Raw genomic sequence first — 19,635 nt, forward strand, 5'->3', positions numbered from 1 at the left:
TTACGCGTTACATAAAATGCTCTACAAGATTTATTTTTATTTTTGGAGCATGCATGTCTTCTATCATTCACTTCGTTTTAGCACTCGCCGTTATTGGCGCATTAGCATTCATTGCGAGTAACAATCGCAAAGGGATCCGTCTGCGTTATATCGTGCAGTTATTAGTTATTGAAATCGCATTAGCATGGTTTTTCCTCAACTCTGATGTTGGTGAGGGCTTTGTTCGTGGATTCGCTGGATTATTTGATCACTTATTAGGTTATGCCGCGCAAGGTACTGAGTTCGTATTCGGTGGCATGATGAAAGGTGGTTTAGCATTCTTCTTCCTGAATGTTTTATGTCCAATTATCTTTATTTCTGCATTAATTGGTATTCTTCAGCATATCAAAGTATTACCTTTCGTGATCCGTATTATCGGTACAGTGCTTTCTAAAGTGAATGGTATGGGGAAACTGGAATCATTCAACGCAGTGAGCTCATTAGTTCTTGGTCAATCAGAGAACTTTATTGCTTATAAAGATGTTTTAGGCAAAATGTCTCAGCGTCGTATGTACACTATGGCTGCAACAGCAATGTCGACAGTATCAATGTCAATTGTTGGAGCATACATGACAATGTTAGATCCAAAATACGTTGTTGCTGCTCTAGTACTGAATATGTTCAGTACCTTTATCGTCCTTTCGGTGATTAACCCATATTCTGTTGAGAATGAAGAAGATATTCAAATGGGTAATCTTCATGAAGGTCAAAGCTTCTTTGAAATGTTAGGTGAATACATTCTAGCTGGTTTCAAAGTTGCGTTAATCGTAGCTGCAATGCTGATTGGGTTCATTGCCTTAATTGCTGCAGTGAATGCAATTTTCAGCATGATTTTTGGTATTAGCTTCCAAGATTGCTTAGGTTACGTTTTTTATCCATTAGCATGGGTTATTGGTGTTCCAGAGCAAGATGCATTACGTGTTGGTAGTGTTATGGCAACTAAACTAGTGTCTAACGAATTCGTTGCAATGGGTAGCTTACAAGATATTGCTGCTGAAATTTCACCGCGTTCTGTTGGTATCTTGTCTGTATTCTTAGTTTCATTTGCTAACTTCTCTTCAATCGGGATTGTGGCAGGTGCGATTAAAGGTTTAAACGAAGTACAAGGAAACGTTGTTTCTCGTTTCGGTTTGAAATTACTGTTTGGTTCTACATTAGTAAGCTTCTTATCCGCAGCTATCGCAGGTCTGTTTGTTTAATCTTGGAAGATACAATAGATAGGTAGCATGTGAATAAAATAACAATGTAAATTGCATCATTTGTTAATCAAGTAACAGAAAATCAAGCAGTACCTTTGGGTACTGCTTTTTTTATCTTTAAATTACCCTATAATCGGAACTATTTCTTCAAGGGCAATGTGGTAGAGAACATGTTAGAGAAACAGCATCTTATTGATATAGCAAACACACAAATGCCATTTGGTAAGTACAAAGGGCGAATGTTAGTTGATTTACCTGAAGAGTATTTATTATGGTTTGCTAAGAAAGGACAGTTCCCTGAAGGAAAATTAGGGCAACTCATGGAGATGACCCTTGCAATTAAAATTGAAGGCTTAGAAGGACTATTAAAGCCCTTAAAGCGATGATGTTAATTATTATCTATACCGGATTTTTCAGGTGTTAATGCATTAATAATTTTCTGACTTAATTCAATAAATAATGTTTGTTCTCCGAGCGTTAAACATTTACTTATTTTTTCAGCATTTTGTTTTCGACCTAATGCTGCTCTTGCTAAAAAAGCGTGACCTTCATCAGTTAAATGGGTAATAAATTCACGCTTATCTTTTTCAGAACGTTTTTGTGCAATAAATCCTAATGATTTTAATCCTCGCATAAATTTTGACAAATTTTGTCTTGAAATAGCCAAAGAATCACTCAATTGAGAAGGGGTTAAGTCACCTCGTAAGCGTAATAATTCCAAAATATCATATTGACCCCAGGTGACTTGCTCTGGGGTATAACGAGTTCGCTGCGCGACTAATGTACATTGTAATAATGACAATGCATTTTCTAATTCACATTTTTCCATAAATACGCCATCTCATGAATTATATTAACTAAAGTTAATATTATCAGGTCATTCATTTTGAACAAACTTTATATTGATTAACTAAAGTTAATCAAATATTATGGTTTATAGTTAACTTTGGTTAATTATTTTACGGTTGCTTGATAGAAACTGATGTCATTGATAAGAGGTACAGTCGAAATGATGGATTATTTTAAAGGTAGAGTGATTTTAGTCACTGGTGCAAGTACTGGTGTAGGTGAAGGTATTGCACAGTTACTATTTCAACGTGGTGCGACGGTTTTCATTACAGGTAGGCATTTAGAGCAAGTAATAAAAACCGCACGTTCTATTGATATAACAGGCGAGAAAGTGATTGCTTTACAGGCTGATATGACCTCATCTTCTCAAGTCGAAAAAATGATTGAGGCTGTTATGTCTCAAGCTGGAGCATTACATGGCTTGGTTAATAATGCAGGGATCACGGGGCCTCATAATACGTCTATTGTGGATTATGAGATTGAAGATTGGAAAGCAGTAATAGATACCGATGTTAATGGCGTATTTTATGGCTTGAAATATGGTATACCCGCAATATTAAAAAGTGGGGGAGGGAGTATTGTGAATCTTTCTTCATCTAATGGCATCGTGGGAATTGCGGGTATTTCAGCATATACAGCAGCTAAACACGCCGTATTAGGGATCACACGTTCAGCTGCGCTTGAGTTTGCAGATAAAGGAATAAGGATCAATGCTATTGGGCCTGGGTATGTTGATACGCCAAGAATGCAAATGCTACCTAACGAAGTTCGTGAATGGATGGCAAATACACACCCAATGAAAAGAATGGCAACTAGAGAGGAAGTCGCTAAAACGGTTGCTTTTTTACTTTCAGATGAGAGCAGTTTCTCAACAGGAGCGTTTTATGCCATTGATGGCGGTTACACTGCACAGTAGAAATAAATAAAGGGAGAGTAGAAAACAAAAAATCCCGAAGATTTCTCTTCAGGATCTTAAAATTCTGGTGGAGCTAAACGGGATCGAACCGTTGACCTCTTGCATGCCATGCAAGCGCTCTCCCAACTGAGCTATAACCCCACATATTGGATTGTTCTAGAAGTATATTGGTGGAGCTAAGCGGGATCGAACCGCTGACCTCTTGCATGCCATGCAAGCGCTCTCCCAACTGAGCTATAGCCCCAACATACTGGAACGGGCTTGATAATAGGCAACAAGCACAATACTGTCAATCAGTTAATCTCACATTATTTATTGATTGCTGAAAAAGAGTACAAAAAAAAAGATACATTCCCTATTTTAGGAATGTATCTTTCTTGATAAGCAAGATTAATGAGTAAATTAAGCTTGGTTTTCTCTTTCAGTAATAAAGTCTAATGCTTTATTAATACGTGCAATACTCCGTGTTTTACCAATAGCATGAACAGTAACATCTAAGCCTGGAGATTGGCCGGCACCCGTTACAGCAACACGTAATGGCATACCCACTTTACCCATACCGATTTCCAATTCATCAGCGGTATCTTGAATAGCTTGGTGAATATTTTCAGCTGTCCACTCTGTAATTGCTGATAATTTATCGCGAACAACTTCTAATGGTTGACGAGCAACTGGGCGTAAATGTTTTTTCGCAGCTGTTTCTTCAAAGTTCTCGAAATCAACATAGAAGTAATGGCAACTTTCAGCCATCTCTTTTAATGTTTTACAGCGTTCGCCTAATAATTTGATCAGTTCAACTAATGATGGGCCATTACTGGTATCTATATTTTGTTGTTTGATATGCCAATCTAAATGAACAGCGACTTTCTCTGCTGGCAATGTATTGATGTAGTGATGGTTTAACCAAAGTAGTTTATCAGTATTAAATGCACTGGCTGATTTACTGATAGCTTCTAATGTGAAGTGTTCAATCATTTCATCAATAGTAAAGATCTCTTGGTCACCATGAGACCAACCTAAACGTACTAAGTAGTTTAATAGTGCTTCTGGTAAATAGCCTTCATCACGATATTGCATTACGCTGACAGCGTTATAACGTTTAGATAATTTTTTACCATCATCACCTAAAATCATTGATACGTGAGCATATTCTGGTACAGGCGCACCTAATGCTTTGAGAATATTGATTTGGCGAGGTGTGTTGTTGATATGATCTTCACCACGAATAACGTGAGTGATTTCCATATCCCAGTCATCAATAACAACACAGAAGTTATAAGTTGGAGACCCATCAGTACGACGAATAATTAGATCGTCAAGCTCTTGGTTACTAAATTCAATTGGGCCACGAATTTTGTCATCAAAAATAACAGAACCTTCCTGAGGGTTTAAGAAACGCACAACATGAGGCTCATCAGCGCTGTGATTATGGTTACCACCACGGCAACAACCATCGTAACGCGGTTTTTCACCTTTGGCCATTTGATCTTCGCGTAGCTGTTCTAAACGCTCTTTAGAGCAATAGCAACGGTATGCAGTACCCGCAGATAACATTTGATCAATCACTTGGTTATAGCGATCGAAGCGTTTAGTCTGATAATAAGGACCTTCATCCCAATTCAGATTTAACCAATTCATACCGTCCATGATTGCATCGATGGCTGGCTGAGTAGAACGTTCTAAGTCGGTATCTTCTATACGCAGTACAAATTCGCCCTTATTGTGACGGCTATATAACCAGGAATAAAGTGCGGTACGCGCACCACCAACATGTAGATAGCCAGTAGGACTTGGTGCAAAACGGGTTTTTATTTTACTCATTGGGATTGCCTTTGTACGTCTTACTTATATAGATAAGTAATCGTGATTATCAAAAAAACGAAATGGTTACCTCATTTTATCACTGGATGTTAATTCCTCAATGGCATTAAGCCTTTAACAGAGATAAAATTTTCAAATTGATGATTTTTTGTTTGACGAAGAGTACCCGTAGGATTATTTTGGTTAATTGCTGTATCACTTATGATGCTAAAAAAAGCATCTTGACTAAAAATAAAACGAACGATCATTTTCACAATAAAAAACTGATAAAAATCGTTGACTCATAGCGCAGTATCCCTATAATGCACCCCATCACGACGGGCGGTTAGCTCAGTTGGTAGAGCATCTCCCTTACAAGGAGGAGGTCGTTGGTTCGAGCCCAATACCGCCCACCATTATTTTCGTTGTGATAAGTTGTATGATTTAGTGTGATTGGGCGGTTAGCTCAGTTGGTAGAGCATCTCCCTTACAAGGAGGAGGTCGTTGGTTCGAGCCCAATACCGCCCACCAATTACATTAAAGCGTGGTAGTGAGAATTTAGTCATCATGAAGTGGGCGGTTAGCTCAGTTGGTAGAGCATCTCCCTTACAAGGAGGAGGTCGTTGGTTCGAGCCCAATACCGCCCACCACTTCATTCGGTTATTTCGCGCAATATCACATAATTAGGTATGGGTCGTTAGCTCAGTCGGTAGAGCAGTTGACTTTTAATCAATTGGTCGGGCGTTCGAATCGCCCACGACCCACCATCCACAAAGCTACTTACAGATTTACGCAAAAATTATTTAACGGGTCGTTAGCTCAGTCGGTAGAGCAGTTGACTTTTAATCAATTGGTCGGGCGTTCGAATCGCCCACGACCCACCATCCACAAAGCTACTTACAGATTTACGCAAAAATTATTTAACGGGTCGTTAGCTCAGTCGGTAGAGCAGTTGACTTTTAATCAATTGGTCGGGCGTTCGAATCGCCCACGACCCACCATTCCTAAGAATACAACATAAAGTAGTGAACATTGTGACGGGTCGTTAGCTCAGTCGGTAGAGCAGTTGACTTTTAATCAATTGGTCGGGCGTTCGAATCGCCCACGACCCACCATTCACAAAGCTACTTACAGATTTACGCAAAAATTATTAAACGGGTCGTTAGCTCAGTCGGTAGAGCAGTTGACTTTTAATCAATTGGTCGGGCGTTCGAATCGCCCACGACCCACCATTTAATAGTTCAGCGGGCGGTTAGCTCAGTTGGTAGAGCATCTCCCTTACAAGGAGGAGGTCGTTGGTTCGAGCCCAATACCGCCCACCACTTCTTTATTTCTTCGTTATACCTTCTTCTTTATTTTCCCTGCGTTTTTATAAAATAATCCACAAGAGTCATTTGGTTTTTAATAGCTGTGTGATGCAATCTAGTNTTATTTCTTCGTTATACCTTCTTCTTTATTTTCCCTGCGTTTTTATAAAATAATCCACAAGAGTCATTTGGTTTTTAATAGCTGTGTGATGCAATCTAGTCATATTTTTGGACATTAATTGTTGTCTTTGTGTCAGCCGTTTATTACTTTGCTCATCGCACTGTGTATTCTTACACGTGTATGCTTTCCTAGTTATGCGTTTCTAAGATTGTTTTAACTTATTATTGCATTGCGCTTTCTGTGAAAAGGGGCATAAGTCGGATTCTTTATTACACTTTTTTACATCCAACCATGATTTATCATTTAAATTGAAGTGCTTAAAAATAAGTCGTTCTTTTATTGTTAAGTTAATCATTTTAGAGCAGGGTTCTAACTTAATAGAAGATATGTATTTATTTTTGAATAGAGACCAAGTTTTATTCTGAAAATATAAAAAAATTACTCTAATCAAAAAGGAAATATCTACTCCTCTTGAGCATAAATATAGGTTTTCCTAGTTTATTCATAAAATTAAACAACCTTAAATACACTGTTATAAATTATTTGAGCATTTTTATGAGCAATATCTCTCATAAAATGAGCAAGTTAAAACATTTTAAGTCACTATTGAAAAATATTTGGCACTCCCTTTTTAAGGAAAAGTTCAGAAGATTAAAAGATAAAAATTGGGTTTTATAGTTTATCTTCTTTTCTAAAGATACGACAAAATGAGAGAATTTACTTAACGTTTAATTTAAAATAGATTGGATTTAAAATTTGATGTTTATCAATGTTTGCATAATAATGCACTGGATCATAAATGATATAAAGCAAAAATCACTCATTTTATCAGTAATTGATTTGTCCTAGAGTGGTTAATTTCATTTTTTATGAAAAATGGAGAAATTTGAGCATCTAGCAGGAATATAAATTATATAAAAATATTAATGTTTATTTTATCCTATGGATAACTCTTATACAGTGTAAGTGTGATTACTTAGGATATAAAATAATTGATTTTTATTTTTATTAACAAAATTAGATCATGCTAAAGTTGATATTTAACAGTTTATTCCTTTGTGAATTTAACTTAAGAGGTATTGATTACTCTGTTTTTGCAGTGTACTAAATGTGCGTATTTGAGTGAAAAAGAAAGAATAATATTGTGTCGTCATAACAAGACCACTTTTTATGATAATAAGTATGCTCTTTGAATAACTTACTGATAAACAATATATTAATATTCGTTTTTTCTCTATTTTATAAAGAAGATTTTCAATATAACTGAAACTTAAAATAAGTTATTTATTAATAAAAATTCAAAAAAATGAGTAATTAGGTCTATTCTTTATTTATTCTCGTGTAATAAAGAATTGAGGAGTATGAAATATATTTAGCTGAAAGAGTAAGTGTTTATGCTTATATAAATTAATTAACAAATGTTTAAAATGTGATTTATATCTATATTTTAGTGTAAATCTCGTAACATTATGATATTAAAATATAATATAGACTTTTTTATAAACTCATCAGATTTCATTGATTTTAATTAAGCTAGTTAATAAAAATAAAAAAATCGTTACCTTTATGAGGTTAATTTATTATTTTAAATAAATTAGTCTGACATAACTTGATTTATTTTTACACAATACCAATAATCATACTTTAAATTAATATAATTATAGATAATAATTCTAATTAATGAGTAAAATTTAAGGAAAAAAAAACGTGATTTTATAAGTAAAATATTTCAACTATATGAAAATAAAGGAAACATACCATCATCCTAAGTATTGTTTACTAGTACGAGTAAATCATTGCACCTGCACTATCTTTTTTTGACTGGTTGAAAGTGTTTAAATGCGTAGTATATTATTTACATATGATAAGTCATGTTTTGAATTGTAATATTTCTTATCTACTAAAAATAATATTTTATTAAAACAAAAAGGTGTCATCAATAATATATGTTTTTATATATTATTGCGCAGGAATACACCATTATAAATTAGATATCAATCAAAGTGAAAAGCGAGAACAATATTATGAGTAGCAAGTATCCAGTCGCTTATGCTGTTGGACAAAAAATTAAGTCATTAAGAAAATCTCAAGGTTATACTGTATTTCAGTTAGCAAAAGAAATTGATATTAGTGAACAACAGTTATTTCGTTATGAGCGTGGTGTAAACCGTATTGATATTGATTGCTTAGTTAAAGTACTTGAAGTACTAGGTGTTAATATTGGTAGCTTCTTTGAAGAAGTAACTGGCGGAATGGCTCAAGAAACTGAGCTAAATGAACAACATATTCCAGCTCATTTCGATAGCAAGGCTCTTTCTATTTTCTAATAATATTTTTTAAATTAGAAAATAACTCATTTTAGAATAGCTAAATTGAGTAAGATAATTCTTATATACAAATGTTTCTCTTTAGTTAGTTGATAATAAGAATTATCTTAGCGGATGAAATGAAGTCTCTATATGAAATAAATGCCCTTATTAGGGCATTTTATGTTTATAGAGATAAATATTTTTAATTTTTACAAAAAGAAGAATAATTATATTGTAAATGAACTAAAATCTTCATGCTTAGAGAAATATATTATCATATTTATTAGTATGAGAAAAAATAGCTAATTGATGCTTGTTTAGAATAAGCTACTCATAAAATTACCTCTTATATTACCTACCACAATTTTACCTCCTGGTAACATTTTTGAAGCTATTAAACGTATAATTTATGTTTTTCACATCAATAAATTAAAAAATCCATTTAATATGATAAATGCAAAATATACGTATTGGTGAAAATAGGTTATCAGATCAAAAGTTAAGTATTATCATTAAATGACTATTTATGATAATGATAGTTAATATCATATCAGGATAGATTATTGTTGCCTTTTGATCGAGATGAAAAGGTAGTAACAATAAGTCTTTGAGCAGTTTAAGAATATGATTTAGTTGCTGGTCGGTTGAGTGGATATTAAAAATGCTTTATAGACCTGTTAGGATTATTTAGATAGATTAATATGCTTTGCTTGTTCTGGGTATAAAACATTTATTAATCATAAAAATGGTAAGATCTCTCTGCAGTTTGACGACGCTACTAACACAAGCCTTTACGATTTGTATAAATTCGGTCTTTATGTATCGCAGTAATAGATTGTCATTTAGGCATATTTTTTAGCGTTGTCATTTGTGCATTAGATAGCTTCCTTGTTACAAAAAAGGTTATGAAACTCTGAATTAGGATCAAAAAATGCCCGTTTAAACGGGCATTTTAGGAAATGAAATGTAACAGAAGAAATATTGAGAAATTAATGTTCTGTTTTTTCTGCTATGGAGCCATGATCTTCATGTTTCTGATGGCGATGATGACCATCGATCATGCTACGGAATGTTTGAGTAAAAGTATCACCCAGTGTACATAAATAGAAATGTGCACAAATAAACATTAATGCCACAATACCTAAAACTAAGTGTGCTTTTAACATCCAATAGCCATAGCCAAGTACTTCTGGATATAAACATAATAATCCAGTAACAAGTAACAGTGGCACTAAACCAAACATCACACCTAAGTAAGCGAGTTGTTGAAGTGGGTTAAACTTATCAGTTTCAGTTGCAGCGAAAGGATGTGGTTCGCCTTTCATTATACCGTAAAGATAAAAGCGAGCTTGTTTGATACAACGACCAATTAATCCGTTAAATTTTACTTTGTAATGTACACCGTTATTAGTTGTTAGATTGATAAAAATAAAACCAATCCAGAACGCGATAAGAACAAAACCACAGATCTTATGTAACAGCACCATTGATGTAACATTGCCGATAGAGAAATGCCCTAAAAAGCCACTTAATAGCAATAGGATAAACAGTAAAGCATTACCCCAGTGCCAAAAACGAATTGCTTTGGAGTATAAATAAACACGTTCTTCTTCATAATGACCAGCGTGTTTTGGTGCAAGGGCATAGCGTAGTAAACCATGAATAACTAATACTGTTATCATAGCAACGATTAATAAACCAGCTGCGATTAACCATACAGGCCAATAATCTGGCGTATAATGGAGTTCTGCTCCCCAGATACTAGTCATGCTTTATCTCCCTGATGGATTTCTTTACGACGGAATAAACTCGGTTTTCCGACATTATCTAATTGGTATTGATAAACGGATTTTTGTTTGATCCAAGCCTGAATTTCAGGTGAGTCGATGCGACCAAAAGCAAGTGCATCTGTTGGGCATACTGATACGCATGCGGGTAATTCTCCCTCAGCTAATCGAGTATCAGAACAGAAGTTACATTTGTCTGCGATATGTGTCACTGGGTTGATATAACGAACATGGTAAGGACAAGCACCAACACAGTAATCACAGCCAATACACAGCTCTTTTTTCACCTGAACGATACCATTTTCATCAATAAAAGAGGCACCAGTAGGGCAAACAGAAACACAAGGCGCATCTTCACAGTGTTGGCAAGAAACACGGAAAAATTGGTAATGAGGATGGCCTGCTTCATCATTATGAGGACCCTGTATTTGGACTTGAAGTCGGCTAAATCCTTCTGGAATGTCATTGATGACTTTACACGCAACAGTACAAGCTTGGCAGCCAATACAACGTTTCTCATCATGTAACATGACAAATTGTTTATCATTATTGTTCATCGTTATTTTTTTCCTTAAGCCCGACTAATTTTGACACCTGATGTATGCACATCAGTACCTGATACAGGGCTAATCTCATGATGTAATAAATTGCCACAGTGAATGCCTGTCGTTGTCGCAGCTGTTTTCGCACCTGCTTTTGCACCTGATCCCATATAAACAAATACAGTGTCAGGGCGAATGCCTTCAGTGATCAGAGCATGTGCTTTTTCTTTACCGATACTGTTTTCTAGAATGATTTCATCACCATGTTTAATGCCATGATTTTTAGCTGTTTCAGGGTGAAGCCAAACAGGGTTTTTCCACATTAATTCAGCTAATAATGGTACGTATTGTGTTGCACCATTAGTGTGAACGGCGACTTTGCCTTGAATAAAATAAAGCTCGTCTTTTTCTTTTAATGGGAAGTTGTGGAAGCGTGGAATACCGTAGTTTTCTAAACGGCTTTCTAGTTCCTCAGAGTAGATTTCAATTAAGCCACTCGGTGATTTAAATGACAGTGATTTTTCCATCATATTATTGCCATCAACATGCTTGATAGCATCAGGATATTGCTCAACAAAAGCTTCTACATAAGAAGGCTCACGTAAAAGTAATGGGAGACCATAGGACAAGTAGCCTTTTTTATGGATTTCCTTATACAGTGCTTCATCACCATTGACTTGATATAGCTGACGAACACCCATATTTTCCCATGGGAAATATTGAGCTAATCCCAGTTTTTTCCCTAATTCCATCCAAATTAACCAGCTTGGTTTTGTATCACCAATTGGCTCGACAACTTGCTGGCGTAATGCATAAGCTGGATTTAAACCTGAAACATCAGAAATCTCTTCATCACGTTCTAAATAAGTTGTTTCAGGTAATAGATAATCGGCATAAGCGGCACTTTCGCTTAAATAAACATCACAGCTAACAATTAAGTCTAATTTCTGTGCGGTTTTTTCTAGCTCAGGGCGACAACTTACTGTTTGGAATGGGTTATGGCGAGACATAATCCATGCTCTGGTTTGATATGGCACACCGTTTAATGTTGAATCAATAATAGATTGAACGATACCACCACCTTTATTGATATATTTAAATTGAGGTGCAGTAGCATCAATACGTTTTGCTGTAATTTCTGGCATTCCCTTAACGCTTGGTTTAGCGAGTTCAGGCGCAACATTAATACCCGCGAGTTTATTGTATTTTGATGCTGCTTTTTTCTGATACATGCCACCTTCACGTTCAAAGTTACCGAGCAATGCATTGAAGGTGAAGATCATTCTGCGCATATTAATTTCTTCTTTATTAAAGGTTGCGCGGTGACCAGGCATAATCAGTGCATGAGGTGCTTGGGATGCAATCTCACGAGCAATGCGAACAATATCGTTAGCTGGAACATCAGAATGAGATTGAGCCCATTCAGGGGTTGTATCTTGTAGAACTTCTTTTAATTGTGGGAAACCTACCGTAAATTTCTCAATGAAATCTTTATCGTAGAGATCTTCTTTAATTAATATATGACACATTGCCATTAGAACAGGTAAATCCCCGCCTGGGCGGATCGCGTACCACTCATCAGCTTTACTTGAAACAACAGATAAACGAGGATCAAAGCTGACTAATTTCGCACCACGTTCTTGTGCTGTCATTAACTCATGAGTTTCTGCAACTTCAATACCTTCATAAAGGTTATGACCAAAAGAGATAATATATTTTGAATTTGCGAGATCCATTTTAAGATCGCCACCCATCATAACAGATGCTGCAATGGCTTTACCTGCAGGGCATGTTGATGCGTGTGTAAACGTATTGGGGGAGCCAAATGCAGCCGCTAAATGGAAAAGATGAGATGAGAGCGATCCGGATTTTGAGGAGAAAGAGATGCTTTCTGCGCCATAGTTTTGCTTTATGGCATTCATTTTTTCGGCGATTTCGCTATAAGCTTGTTCCCAACTTATCACTTCCCATTCACCCGCGCCTCTTGGACCTTTGCGTTTCATAGGTTTGACAATGCGGTTTGGGTCATTAACTAGGCTAACACCACTGCCACCTCTTGCACAAACTCGGCTACTTTGGTGTTCAGCATTTCTATTTCCTTGGATAAAAACAGTCTTGTTGTTAACAACCTGAGCTTCTATTGGACAACGATAAGAACACATTTCACACAGGCTAGGTGTTAATTTTGACTGACCCTTAAGAGAATCTACAGGATTAAATGCAAGTGCACCTGGTGGTAAACTACTTACGGTACAACCCACACATCCTATTCCCATCCCCTTAATGAAAGAACGACGACTAATACTCATATAACCTCCAGTTTCTTCTTATAGCTAAATATTATATACGGACGGTTAAATAAATATTTGAAGGTGTCTCCATTTTATTAATCCATAAGTGATGACTTAGTTGTAAATAATAAATAATAGAGAATAATAAGTTAATAAATATCACTAAATAAATTAACTAAAATAGACAAAATTAAATGATAATTATTTTCTTCTATCAAATGCTGTAATAAAGTTTCGGAGAAGGAATAGAGGTTTTTTATAGATATGGTAGTTATATATTGTTCTTTTAAATTCACCAACTTATGGTATTAATCTATTTTGTTAAAGTGTATTTTAAATATATTATTAATAATAATTAAGATTTGACAAAAAAACCTATCGATATATAATTTATTATATATCGAGTGTTGGTTATATTGTAATTAACTTGTTATTTAAAAATAACGATAAATAATACTTTTGATACTATTTAAATTTAGTTTTTTCATAAATTATCCTCTTATGAAAAATAGCTAACTTATTATTTTGATAATAGATATAAATAAAATAGAAAAATAAATCAGTGATGCATGGTACGAAAAAATGCTCGGTTAAATGTGATCAGGCTGATATTAAGCACGAGACAATTTATAAATTATTATTCATTATGTTTAAATATTAATTAATGATATTAATCGTTATGGAACTGTGTCGTGATTGTCAAAAAGAGATATATTTTGTTTTAAGTGTCTTAATAGCATTAATGCTAAATGGAGACGTGTAGGAAAAAGATGGAGTGAAATGTTAAAGACATGGTGACTTTTTTGAACATTTAAAGCCACCATTTTATATGTAGTCATTATTGTTTTTTCGTTGTTTGTTGTCTTTGGAACTTTTATATAGAAGAAAGGATTTAAAACAGCATGACAATTAAAACAAGACTCAGTAATAGAGGATAAATTCTTGCATGCCATTTGTCGGGAATACGAGATAAAAAACGTTCAGAGATCTTCAAACCAACCCAAGTGCTACAAATCAGAATAAGTGCAGCTTTTAGCCAAATATAACCAATGAAACCAGATTCACCATTTAAAGGTGACATAAAAGAAAGGGCAACGTAAGTGAATGTTGCTGTGAGTGCTAAAGGTAAGGTTAATACATTTGCCATTGCTGCTGATTGTGTCATCGGTGTTCCTCTACGGCGCAATAAAGGTACTGTCATCACGCTTCCACCAACTCCTAGAAAAGCAGCAATAATACCAATTACGGTACCATTAATACTTTCTTTTGCTTTGGTCACTTTTTTTGTATTGTGAGTAGGAGCTATAAAACCGGGGCGAAAGTAGCAGTCTAAAATAGCGATAAAAAGATAACCAATAAAGATCCATTTGATCCACGTACCTTCAACCGTTAAGGCGAGAAGAGCACCTAAGATCCCACCAAAAGCGATACCAATAAACAGTATGGACATGATATTCCAATCAAGCCTTTTTGCTTTATGGTGCTTAATGGTTGTGACTGTTGCAGAAAACAACATAATTAATGCAGAAGTAGCAACGGCGATTTGCATAGCATGCTCAGCAGGTAAACTGTCTATTCCCCAGAGTGTCAGAATAAGTGTATAGAGTAAGGGAACAGTGACAAAGCCGCCACCAAAGCCAAATAACCATGTTGTAATGCCTGAAATTAGACCAAAAGAAATCAGCCAAAGTGTCATTTCAAATCTCCTGTTGAGTCAGGAGATTAACGATATAGAATAAAGTGATGTCTTACCCACGTGATAATGACAACTTTATACGAATTTAGGACAATTTAAAGATTATGCGTAATATCGATATCAATTGTGTGGATAATCTTCCTCGCGATATTTTAGCATTAGGCTCTGATTATCCTTATGACACATTTCTTGAATCCCATTATCATCGACGAGCACAATTTTTATATGCCCCTAATGGGGTAATGAAAGTTAAAACAGAAGATGGTCAATGGATTGTATTACCTTACAGTGGCGTGTGGATCCCAGCAGAAAAAGTACATCAAGTGCTAATGTTGGGGAGTAGCACTTATAGTCTCTATATTGAGCCTAATAAAATTCCTCGTCACTCAGAATATTGTGAAGTTTTACAAGTTTCACCTCTGCTTCATCAGCTATTACTTTCAGCTAATGAGCTTCCTTTACTTTATGATTTAGGTGGACGAGATAGTGCATTATTAACTTTGCTTTGTCATGAATTAGCTCAGGCAAAACCGTTACCTTATTTTACGCCATTACCACAACATGCTTTATTAGATGAATTGTGTACTGAATTTATGTCACAACCCAATATTCGCACTAGACCAGAAATGTGGGCTGAAAAATTAAATAAAAGCCCACGTACTTTTACCCGTTTTTTTCATAAAGAAACCGGTCTTTCTTTTCGAGATTGGCGTCAAAAAGCGTGTTTAATGTATGCGTTGACTGCTTTAAAAAAAGGTGATTCGGTCACTAAAGTTGCTTTAGAGCTGGGTTATGAAAATCCTAGCGCCTTTAGTGCGATGTTTAATAAAGAGATGGGGTATTCACCTAAATTATTTTTAAAACAATTGAAAGAGTTTTAATAAAATAGACATATGTAAGCAAAAATATAATCATTGATTCTTATATATTAGGTGATTTTTAAGTTAAATTGCATTGTTCAAAAAAGAAACAAAAAAATTCCTTCCAATATCAGTGCGTTAAAACTTGATTAATAGAGAGCGAGGGAGGTAAAATGTAGGCCGTCCATAAGTTACATTTGATTTTTCTACATACGTTCCCTTAGTTAAATGGATATAACAAGCCCCTCCTAAGGGCTAGTTACAGGTTCGATCCCTGTAGGGAACGCCATCTATTACCCATGCTATAAATCTAGACATTCTTCCTAGAGCTGTTTTTATCAGTTCACGCTATCTATTATCGTCATTATTTCACTCACTTGTTCAATAATCGATAATAAATACAGGTTTTTATATGAATATAAAGTTAATTAATAACATTTGATATTTAAAGTTTTTATTTATTACTTATTTTCTGTTGATGATGTGTAATGCTAGACCAATTGATATCTTTATCCCTCCTGAAAATTTTGATCAAGTTTAAAATCACTCAGGGCGGTATTAATCAATAAAGATGAATGGCTCTCGTGGTTTTACCTAAATCAAATAAAGACAGTGGCTGACTATATTGAAAAAAGTGATTTAGTGAAGAGTGTATTAAGTGAACATATTGCAGTTCTTCTTAACGCTGGAAATACCATTATTATAGATTTTCCTGCTAATACACTGAAGTAGCGACAATGGTTAAAATCATTAGCAGATATTGATGTATTGAAAGTAGAATCTAATTACATAACATCGAATATTTTTATATTTGTCCATAATATAGGGTTAATATTTTAAATTAGCTCGATAAGATAATCACAAAAACCGAATAATCTTATAAGATCAAAACCTAATAAAAGTACCACTTATTATGCATTGACAGTATTATGTCTAGAATTTATGAATATGCGAATTATGATGCTGCTCATCATAAGATAATTAGCGGAGAACATTATGAAGTATCGCCTGTGCGGTGTTGCTCTTTCAGTTGCCTTACTTTCAGGATGTGCAAGCACCTCTAATAATGGGGAGGGGCGTTCTGACCCATTAGAAGGGTTTAACCGCCAGATGTTTGATTTTAACTACTATGTATTAGATCCCTATATTTTACGTCCAGTTGCCGTTGTTTGGCGTGATTATGTGCCACCACCAGCAAGAAATGGCTTATCTAACTTTTTAGGTAATTTAGAAGAGCCTGCAAGTATGGTGAACAGCATATTACGTGGTGATTTTGAAAAGGGTGCAAAACATTTTGGTCGATTTTGGATCAACACCGTCTTTGGTATGGGTGGTTTAATTGATGTTGCTGGTATGTCCAAAGAAACGATGGAAAAGGAAGTACCAATGCGATTTGGTAGTACGTTAGGTCATTATGGTATGGATTATGGCCCTTATGTTGTTGTACCAGGCTATGGTAGCTTTACTGTCCGTGAAGAGGGTGGTGATTGGGCTGATTTAACCTACCCTATGTTGAGCTATTTAACGTTTTGGATGTCAGCGGGTAAGTGGGCATTAGAAGGCATTGAAACACGAGCGCAATTGCTCGACTCTGATGCTATTTTACAAAATTCATCTGATCCTTATTTAATGATGCGTGAAGCCTATTTCCAAAGTAATGACTTCCAAGCGGGCACAGTAAAAGAAAATCCTAATGCGAAAGCCATTGAAGATGATTTGGATTCCATTGATTAGTGAATTATCTTTTTAGCTTGGTGAATAAATAAAAAATGGTCTTAAAAAAGACCATTTTTTGTATAAAAGCGATATAGCGTAACAGTTAGAAACGGTAGTTAAAGTTCATACCGTATAACCATGCTTTACCTGATGATTCAAATTCGTAAGCAGGTAATGGTAATTCTTCAGATAATTTCTCTTTGATTGTGACTTTTTTACCGTGCATATACGCTAAGCCCACATCAACAGACATATCTTTGTTAAATGCATAAGTCGCCCCAGCACTTAACCAGAAGCGATCTTGGTCAGGAATGGAAATAGAGCGTTTATCAGCTGGAACTGGACTATCATCGAAAGCGATACCGGTACGGAATGTCCAGTTATCATCGTGATAATAGGTTGTTCCTAAAGCCACTCGCCATGCATCTCGGAAGCCTTCTTCTTTCTTGAAGAGTTGTTGACCATCGCTCTTACGTGTGGCTCTCAATTCTTTAAATTCACTCCAGCTTGTGTAAGCAAAGTTATAATGAACAGCCCATTTTGGTGCTACACGATGATAAGCAGCAAATTCCCAAATTTCAGGCAAGTTAAGATCAAGTTTGCCTTTAATGGTTCCACCTTCTGTTCCAATAATAGAATTACCGCCAGGAAGAGGGATTGTTTTTAAATCACTTTGGAACTCACCGTCTTTAAATTTCACTTTTACTTTAGAGCGATAAGTAAAACTTACACGATTGTCTTCATCAAACTCATACAGTAAGCCAGCATTCCAGCCAAAGCCCCATGCATCACCTTTAAGTTGGGCTACGCGTGCTGAAGGTGATACTGGAAGACCAATCATTCCTGGTAATTCACCAGCATGACGCGTGATTTCAGCATCAGCGTAAAGAGCATTTAACCCTAAACCTACGCTAAAATGATTATTCACACGGTAACCTGCACTTAAGTTTAAGTTCATGGTTTTTAAATCGGTTTTACCACCAATAAGGCCAGCAGTATAATCCTTTTTAAAATCAGTGGCTAAACCAAAGTTTGTTGTACCTGATGCCCCAATCGCCCATTTATCATTAATTGGTGCTACAAAGTGGATATTAGGGACTAATGCGCTTGGTGCGATATCGTCAGCGTTAGTGCTAGCATGAGCACCAATAGGTGAATTACCTTTAATGTCAACACTTGGGTTAATATGGATAGCACCAACAGAGAATTCAGGGCGATCGAACATGGTAAGTGCAGCTGGGTTACGGCTACCTACGCTTGCGTCATCGGCAATAACGCCTTCTCCTGAAAATGCACGCCCTAGTGCTGAAGTAGAATATTCATTTAACTGAAAACCGGCAGCGCCTGCTTGAGAGGAGATAACACCTACCAAGGCAGCTAGTGCTGTGCGAGTAAACAGGTTTTTACGGTTCATGACCTAAACCCTCATAATTTTTTTTAAGTTAGTAACTTCTGATTAGAAGCGCTGGATTTTAGGTGCGGTTGTCGTTATGACAAATCAGACCAGTTGATTAAGTATAAAGTTGATTACCCTAAATGTTGCAAGTATGTTTTACAAATATTGCCAATTAGATTCAATATTTGGGATTTGCTTAACATATTTTTCACAAAACATTCCGATAAAGGTGTTTTTGATTGTTAAATAAACAGAATAATCAATTATTTTTGTAAAATTGTAATAAAATTTGAGCTAAAGCAGTTTATTTTATTTTTTTACGATTATGATAGATAATTAACATTTCTTTCGTTGGGAGACTAAAATGGCAGACGCAATTAATCGTTGTAGTGCAGAAGAAACCGCTGCTTGCTGTTGTGTAGATGTGGGTACTATTATTGACAATAAGAATTGCACAGCGTCATATCAGCATGTCTTCGCTGATAAAGTACAAGCGCAAGCAATGTTAGATCAACTTAGTGCAAAAGCACAATCTATCGCTTCAGAGCCTTGCAAAATTAATCAACAATTTGCTGATGTTGATGGTGGTGTTCAACTTACCGCTGATTTTACATTCTCTTGTGAAGCAGAAAACTTAATCTTTCAGTTGGGATTACGTTAATCCACTGAAATAAATAGATTTAAGGCTGTTGAAATTCAACAGCCTTTTTTATATCCCTTCATCACGTTATTATCTTTTTCTATCATTATTGTTAAGTTTCAGACATTTCATCGAAATATTGAGCGCTAACTCCCACTTCTTGTAAA

At 35.5% G+C, this 19,635-nt stretch carries 14 protein-coding genes and 12 tRNA genes; 17 read left to right on the plus strand and 9 right to left on the minus strand.

Annotation, left to right across the window (positions count from 1 at the left end):
* The first annotated feature begins 53 nt into the window (after window positions 1–53).
* A complete protein-coding gene (locus tag DK861_RS08905; protein ID WP_006533399.1) occupies window positions 54–1,238 on the plus strand; it encodes a NupC/NupG family nucleoside CNT transporter in 1,185 nt (394 codons plus the stop codon).
* Window positions 1,239–1,408: 170 nt separating this feature from the next.
* On the plus strand, window positions 1,409–1,624 hold the full coding sequence (locus tag DK861_RS08910; protein ID WP_072063220.1) for a DUF3820 family protein: 216 nt from the start codon (window positions 1,409–1,411) through the stop codon (window positions 1,622–1,624).
* A 2-nt stretch (window positions 1,625–1,626) separates the two neighbouring features.
* Here the strand turns inward: DK861_RS08910 and DK861_RS08915 are convergent, their stop codons facing one another.
* Window positions 1,627–2,067, minus strand: coding sequence for a MarR family transcriptional regulator (locus tag DK861_RS08915; protein WP_109399867.1), 441 nt, complete (start codon window positions 2,065–2,067; stop codon window positions 1,627–1,629).
* A gap of 183 nt (window positions 2,068–2,250) precedes the next feature.
* On the opposite strand from DK861_RS08915, the gene DK861_RS08920 reads away from it, so the two are divergent.
* Window positions 2,251–3,003 carry an SDR family NAD(P)-dependent oxidoreductase gene (locus DK861_RS08920; protein ID WP_109399920.1) on the plus strand — a complete coding sequence of 251 codons (753 nt, stop codon included), beginning with the start codon at window positions 2,251–2,253 and terminating at the stop codon, window positions 3,001–3,003.
* Between the two features lie 65 nt (window positions 3,004–3,068).
* Here DK861_RS08920 and DK861_RS08925 read toward each other — a convergent pair.
* The 3 genes from DK861_RS08925 to gltX all read right to left on the minus strand — a co-directional run bounded on the left by DK861_RS08925 (window position 3,069) and on the right by gltX (window position 4,824).
* Window positions 3,069–3,144, minus strand: a tRNA-Ala gene (locus DK861_RS08925).
* A 27-nt stretch (window positions 3,145–3,171) separates the two neighbouring features.
* Window positions 3,172–3,247 (minus strand) — tRNA-Ala (locus tag DK861_RS08930).
* 158 nt (window positions 3,248–3,405) lie between these two features.
* A complete protein-coding gene (gene gltX / locus DK861_RS08935; RefSeq protein WP_006533395.1) occupies window positions 3,406–4,824 on the minus strand; it encodes a glutamate--tRNA ligase in 1,419 nt (472 codons plus the stop codon).
* A 319-nt stretch (window positions 4,825–5,143) separates the two neighbouring features.
* Here gltX and DK861_RS08940 point away from each other — a divergent pair.
* The 10 genes from DK861_RS08940 (at window position 5,144) to DK861_RS08985 (ending at window position 8,558) form a co-directional block, all read left to right on the plus strand.
* Window positions 5,144–5,219, plus strand: a tRNA-Val gene (locus DK861_RS08940).
* Between the two features lie 39 nt (window positions 5,220–5,258).
* Window positions 5,259–5,334: transfer RNA gene (locus tag DK861_RS08945), tRNA-Val, on the plus strand.
* A 43-nt stretch (window positions 5,335–5,377) separates the two neighbouring features.
* Window positions 5,378–5,453: transfer RNA gene (locus DK861_RS08950), tRNA-Val, on the plus strand.
* Window positions 5,454–5,494: 41 nt separating this feature from the next.
* Window positions 5,495–5,570, plus strand: a tRNA-Lys gene (locus DK861_RS08955).
* A gap of 41 nt (window positions 5,571–5,611) precedes the next feature.
* Window positions 5,612–5,687: transfer RNA gene (locus DK861_RS08960), tRNA-Lys, on the plus strand.
* A gap of 41 nt (window positions 5,688–5,728) precedes the next feature.
* Window positions 5,729–5,804, plus strand: a tRNA-Lys gene (locus tag DK861_RS08965).
* A 38-nt stretch (window positions 5,805–5,842) separates the two neighbouring features.
* Window positions 5,843–5,918, plus strand: a tRNA-Lys gene (locus DK861_RS08970).
* A 41-nt stretch (window positions 5,919–5,959) separates the two neighbouring features.
* Window positions 5,960–6,035: transfer RNA gene (locus DK861_RS08975), tRNA-Lys, on the plus strand.
* A gap of 14 nt (window positions 6,036–6,049) precedes the next feature.
* A tRNA-Val gene (locus tag DK861_RS08980) sits at window positions 6,050–6,125 on the plus strand.
* A gap of 2,130 nt (window positions 6,126–8,255) precedes the next feature.
* Window positions 8,256–8,558, plus strand: coding sequence for a helix-turn-helix transcriptional regulator (locus DK861_RS08985; protein WP_006533394.1), 303 nt, complete (start codon window positions 8,256–8,258; stop codon window positions 8,556–8,558).
* Window positions 8,559–9,529: 971 nt separating this feature from the next.
* On the opposite strand, the gene phsC is transcribed toward DK861_RS08985, so the two are convergent.
* From phsC to DK861_RS09005, 4 genes are all read right to left on the minus strand, one after another.
* Window positions 9,530–10,309, minus strand: coding sequence for a thiosulfate reductase cytochrome B subunit (gene phsC, locus DK861_RS08990; protein ID WP_109399868.1), 780 nt, complete (start codon window positions 10,307–10,309; stop codon window positions 9,530–9,532).
* Window positions 10,306–10,884, minus strand: a complete 579-nt coding sequence (locus DK861_RS08995) for a 4Fe-4S dicluster domain-containing protein (protein ID WP_006533391.1) — start codon at window positions 10,882–10,884, stop codon at window positions 10,306–10,308. The genes phsC and DK861_RS08995 overlap by 4 nt, the downstream gene beginning before the upstream one ends.
* A 14-nt stretch (window positions 10,885–10,898) precedes the next feature.
* The gene (gene phsA, locus DK861_RS09000; RefSeq protein ID WP_109399869.1) at window positions 10,899–13,178 is read right to left on the minus strand and encodes a thiosulfate reductase PhsA; all 2,280 of its coding nucleotides are present in this window, start codon (window positions 13,176–13,178) and stop codon (window positions 10,899–10,901) included.
* 874 nt (window positions 13,179–14,052) lie between these two features.
* Window positions 14,053–14,856, minus strand: a complete 804-nt coding sequence (locus tag DK861_RS09005; RefSeq protein WP_109399870.1) for a sulfite exporter TauE/SafE family protein — start codon at window positions 14,854–14,856, stop codon at window positions 14,053–14,055.
* A gap of 104 nt (window positions 14,857–14,960) precedes the next feature.
* On the opposite strand from DK861_RS09005, the gene DK861_RS09010 reads away from it, so the two are divergent.
* From DK861_RS09010 to mlaA, 3 genes are all read left to right on the plus strand, one after another.
* Complete coding sequence (locus DK861_RS09010) at window positions 14,961–15,737, plus strand: helix-turn-helix transcriptional regulator (protein WP_109399871.1); 777 nt, start codon at window positions 14,961–14,963, stop codon at window positions 15,735–15,737.
* A gap of 193 nt (window positions 15,738–15,930) precedes the next feature.
* Window positions 15,931–16,005 (plus strand) — tRNA-Arg (locus DK861_RS09015).
* A 707-nt stretch (window positions 16,006–16,712) separates the two neighbouring features.
* A complete protein-coding gene (gene mlaA / locus DK861_RS09020) occupies window positions 16,713–17,450 on the plus strand; it encodes a phospholipid-binding lipoprotein MlaA (RefSeq protein ID WP_109399872.1) in 738 nt (245 codons plus the stop codon).
* Between the two features lie 85 nt (window positions 17,451–17,535).
* On the opposite strand, the gene fadL is transcribed toward mlaA, so the two are convergent.
* Complete coding sequence (gene fadL / locus DK861_RS09025) at window positions 17,536–18,846, minus strand: long-chain fatty acid transporter FadL (protein ID WP_109399873.1); 1,311 nt, start codon at window positions 18,844–18,846, stop codon at window positions 17,536–17,538.
* A 346-nt stretch (window positions 18,847–19,192) separates the two neighbouring features.
* Between fadL and DK861_RS09030 the strand changes: the two genes are divergently transcribed.
* Window positions 19,193–19,489, plus strand: a complete 297-nt coding sequence (locus tag DK861_RS09030) for a YfcZ/YiiS family protein (RefSeq protein ID WP_006533378.1) — start codon at window positions 19,193–19,195, stop codon at window positions 19,487–19,489.
* Window positions 19,490–19,635 lie beyond the last annotated feature (146 nt).

It is taken from the genome of Proteus sp. TJ1640, assembly GCF_003144445.1.
Lineage (GTDB): Bacteria > Pseudomonadota > Gammaproteobacteria > Enterobacterales > Enterobacteriaceae > Proteus > Proteus penneri.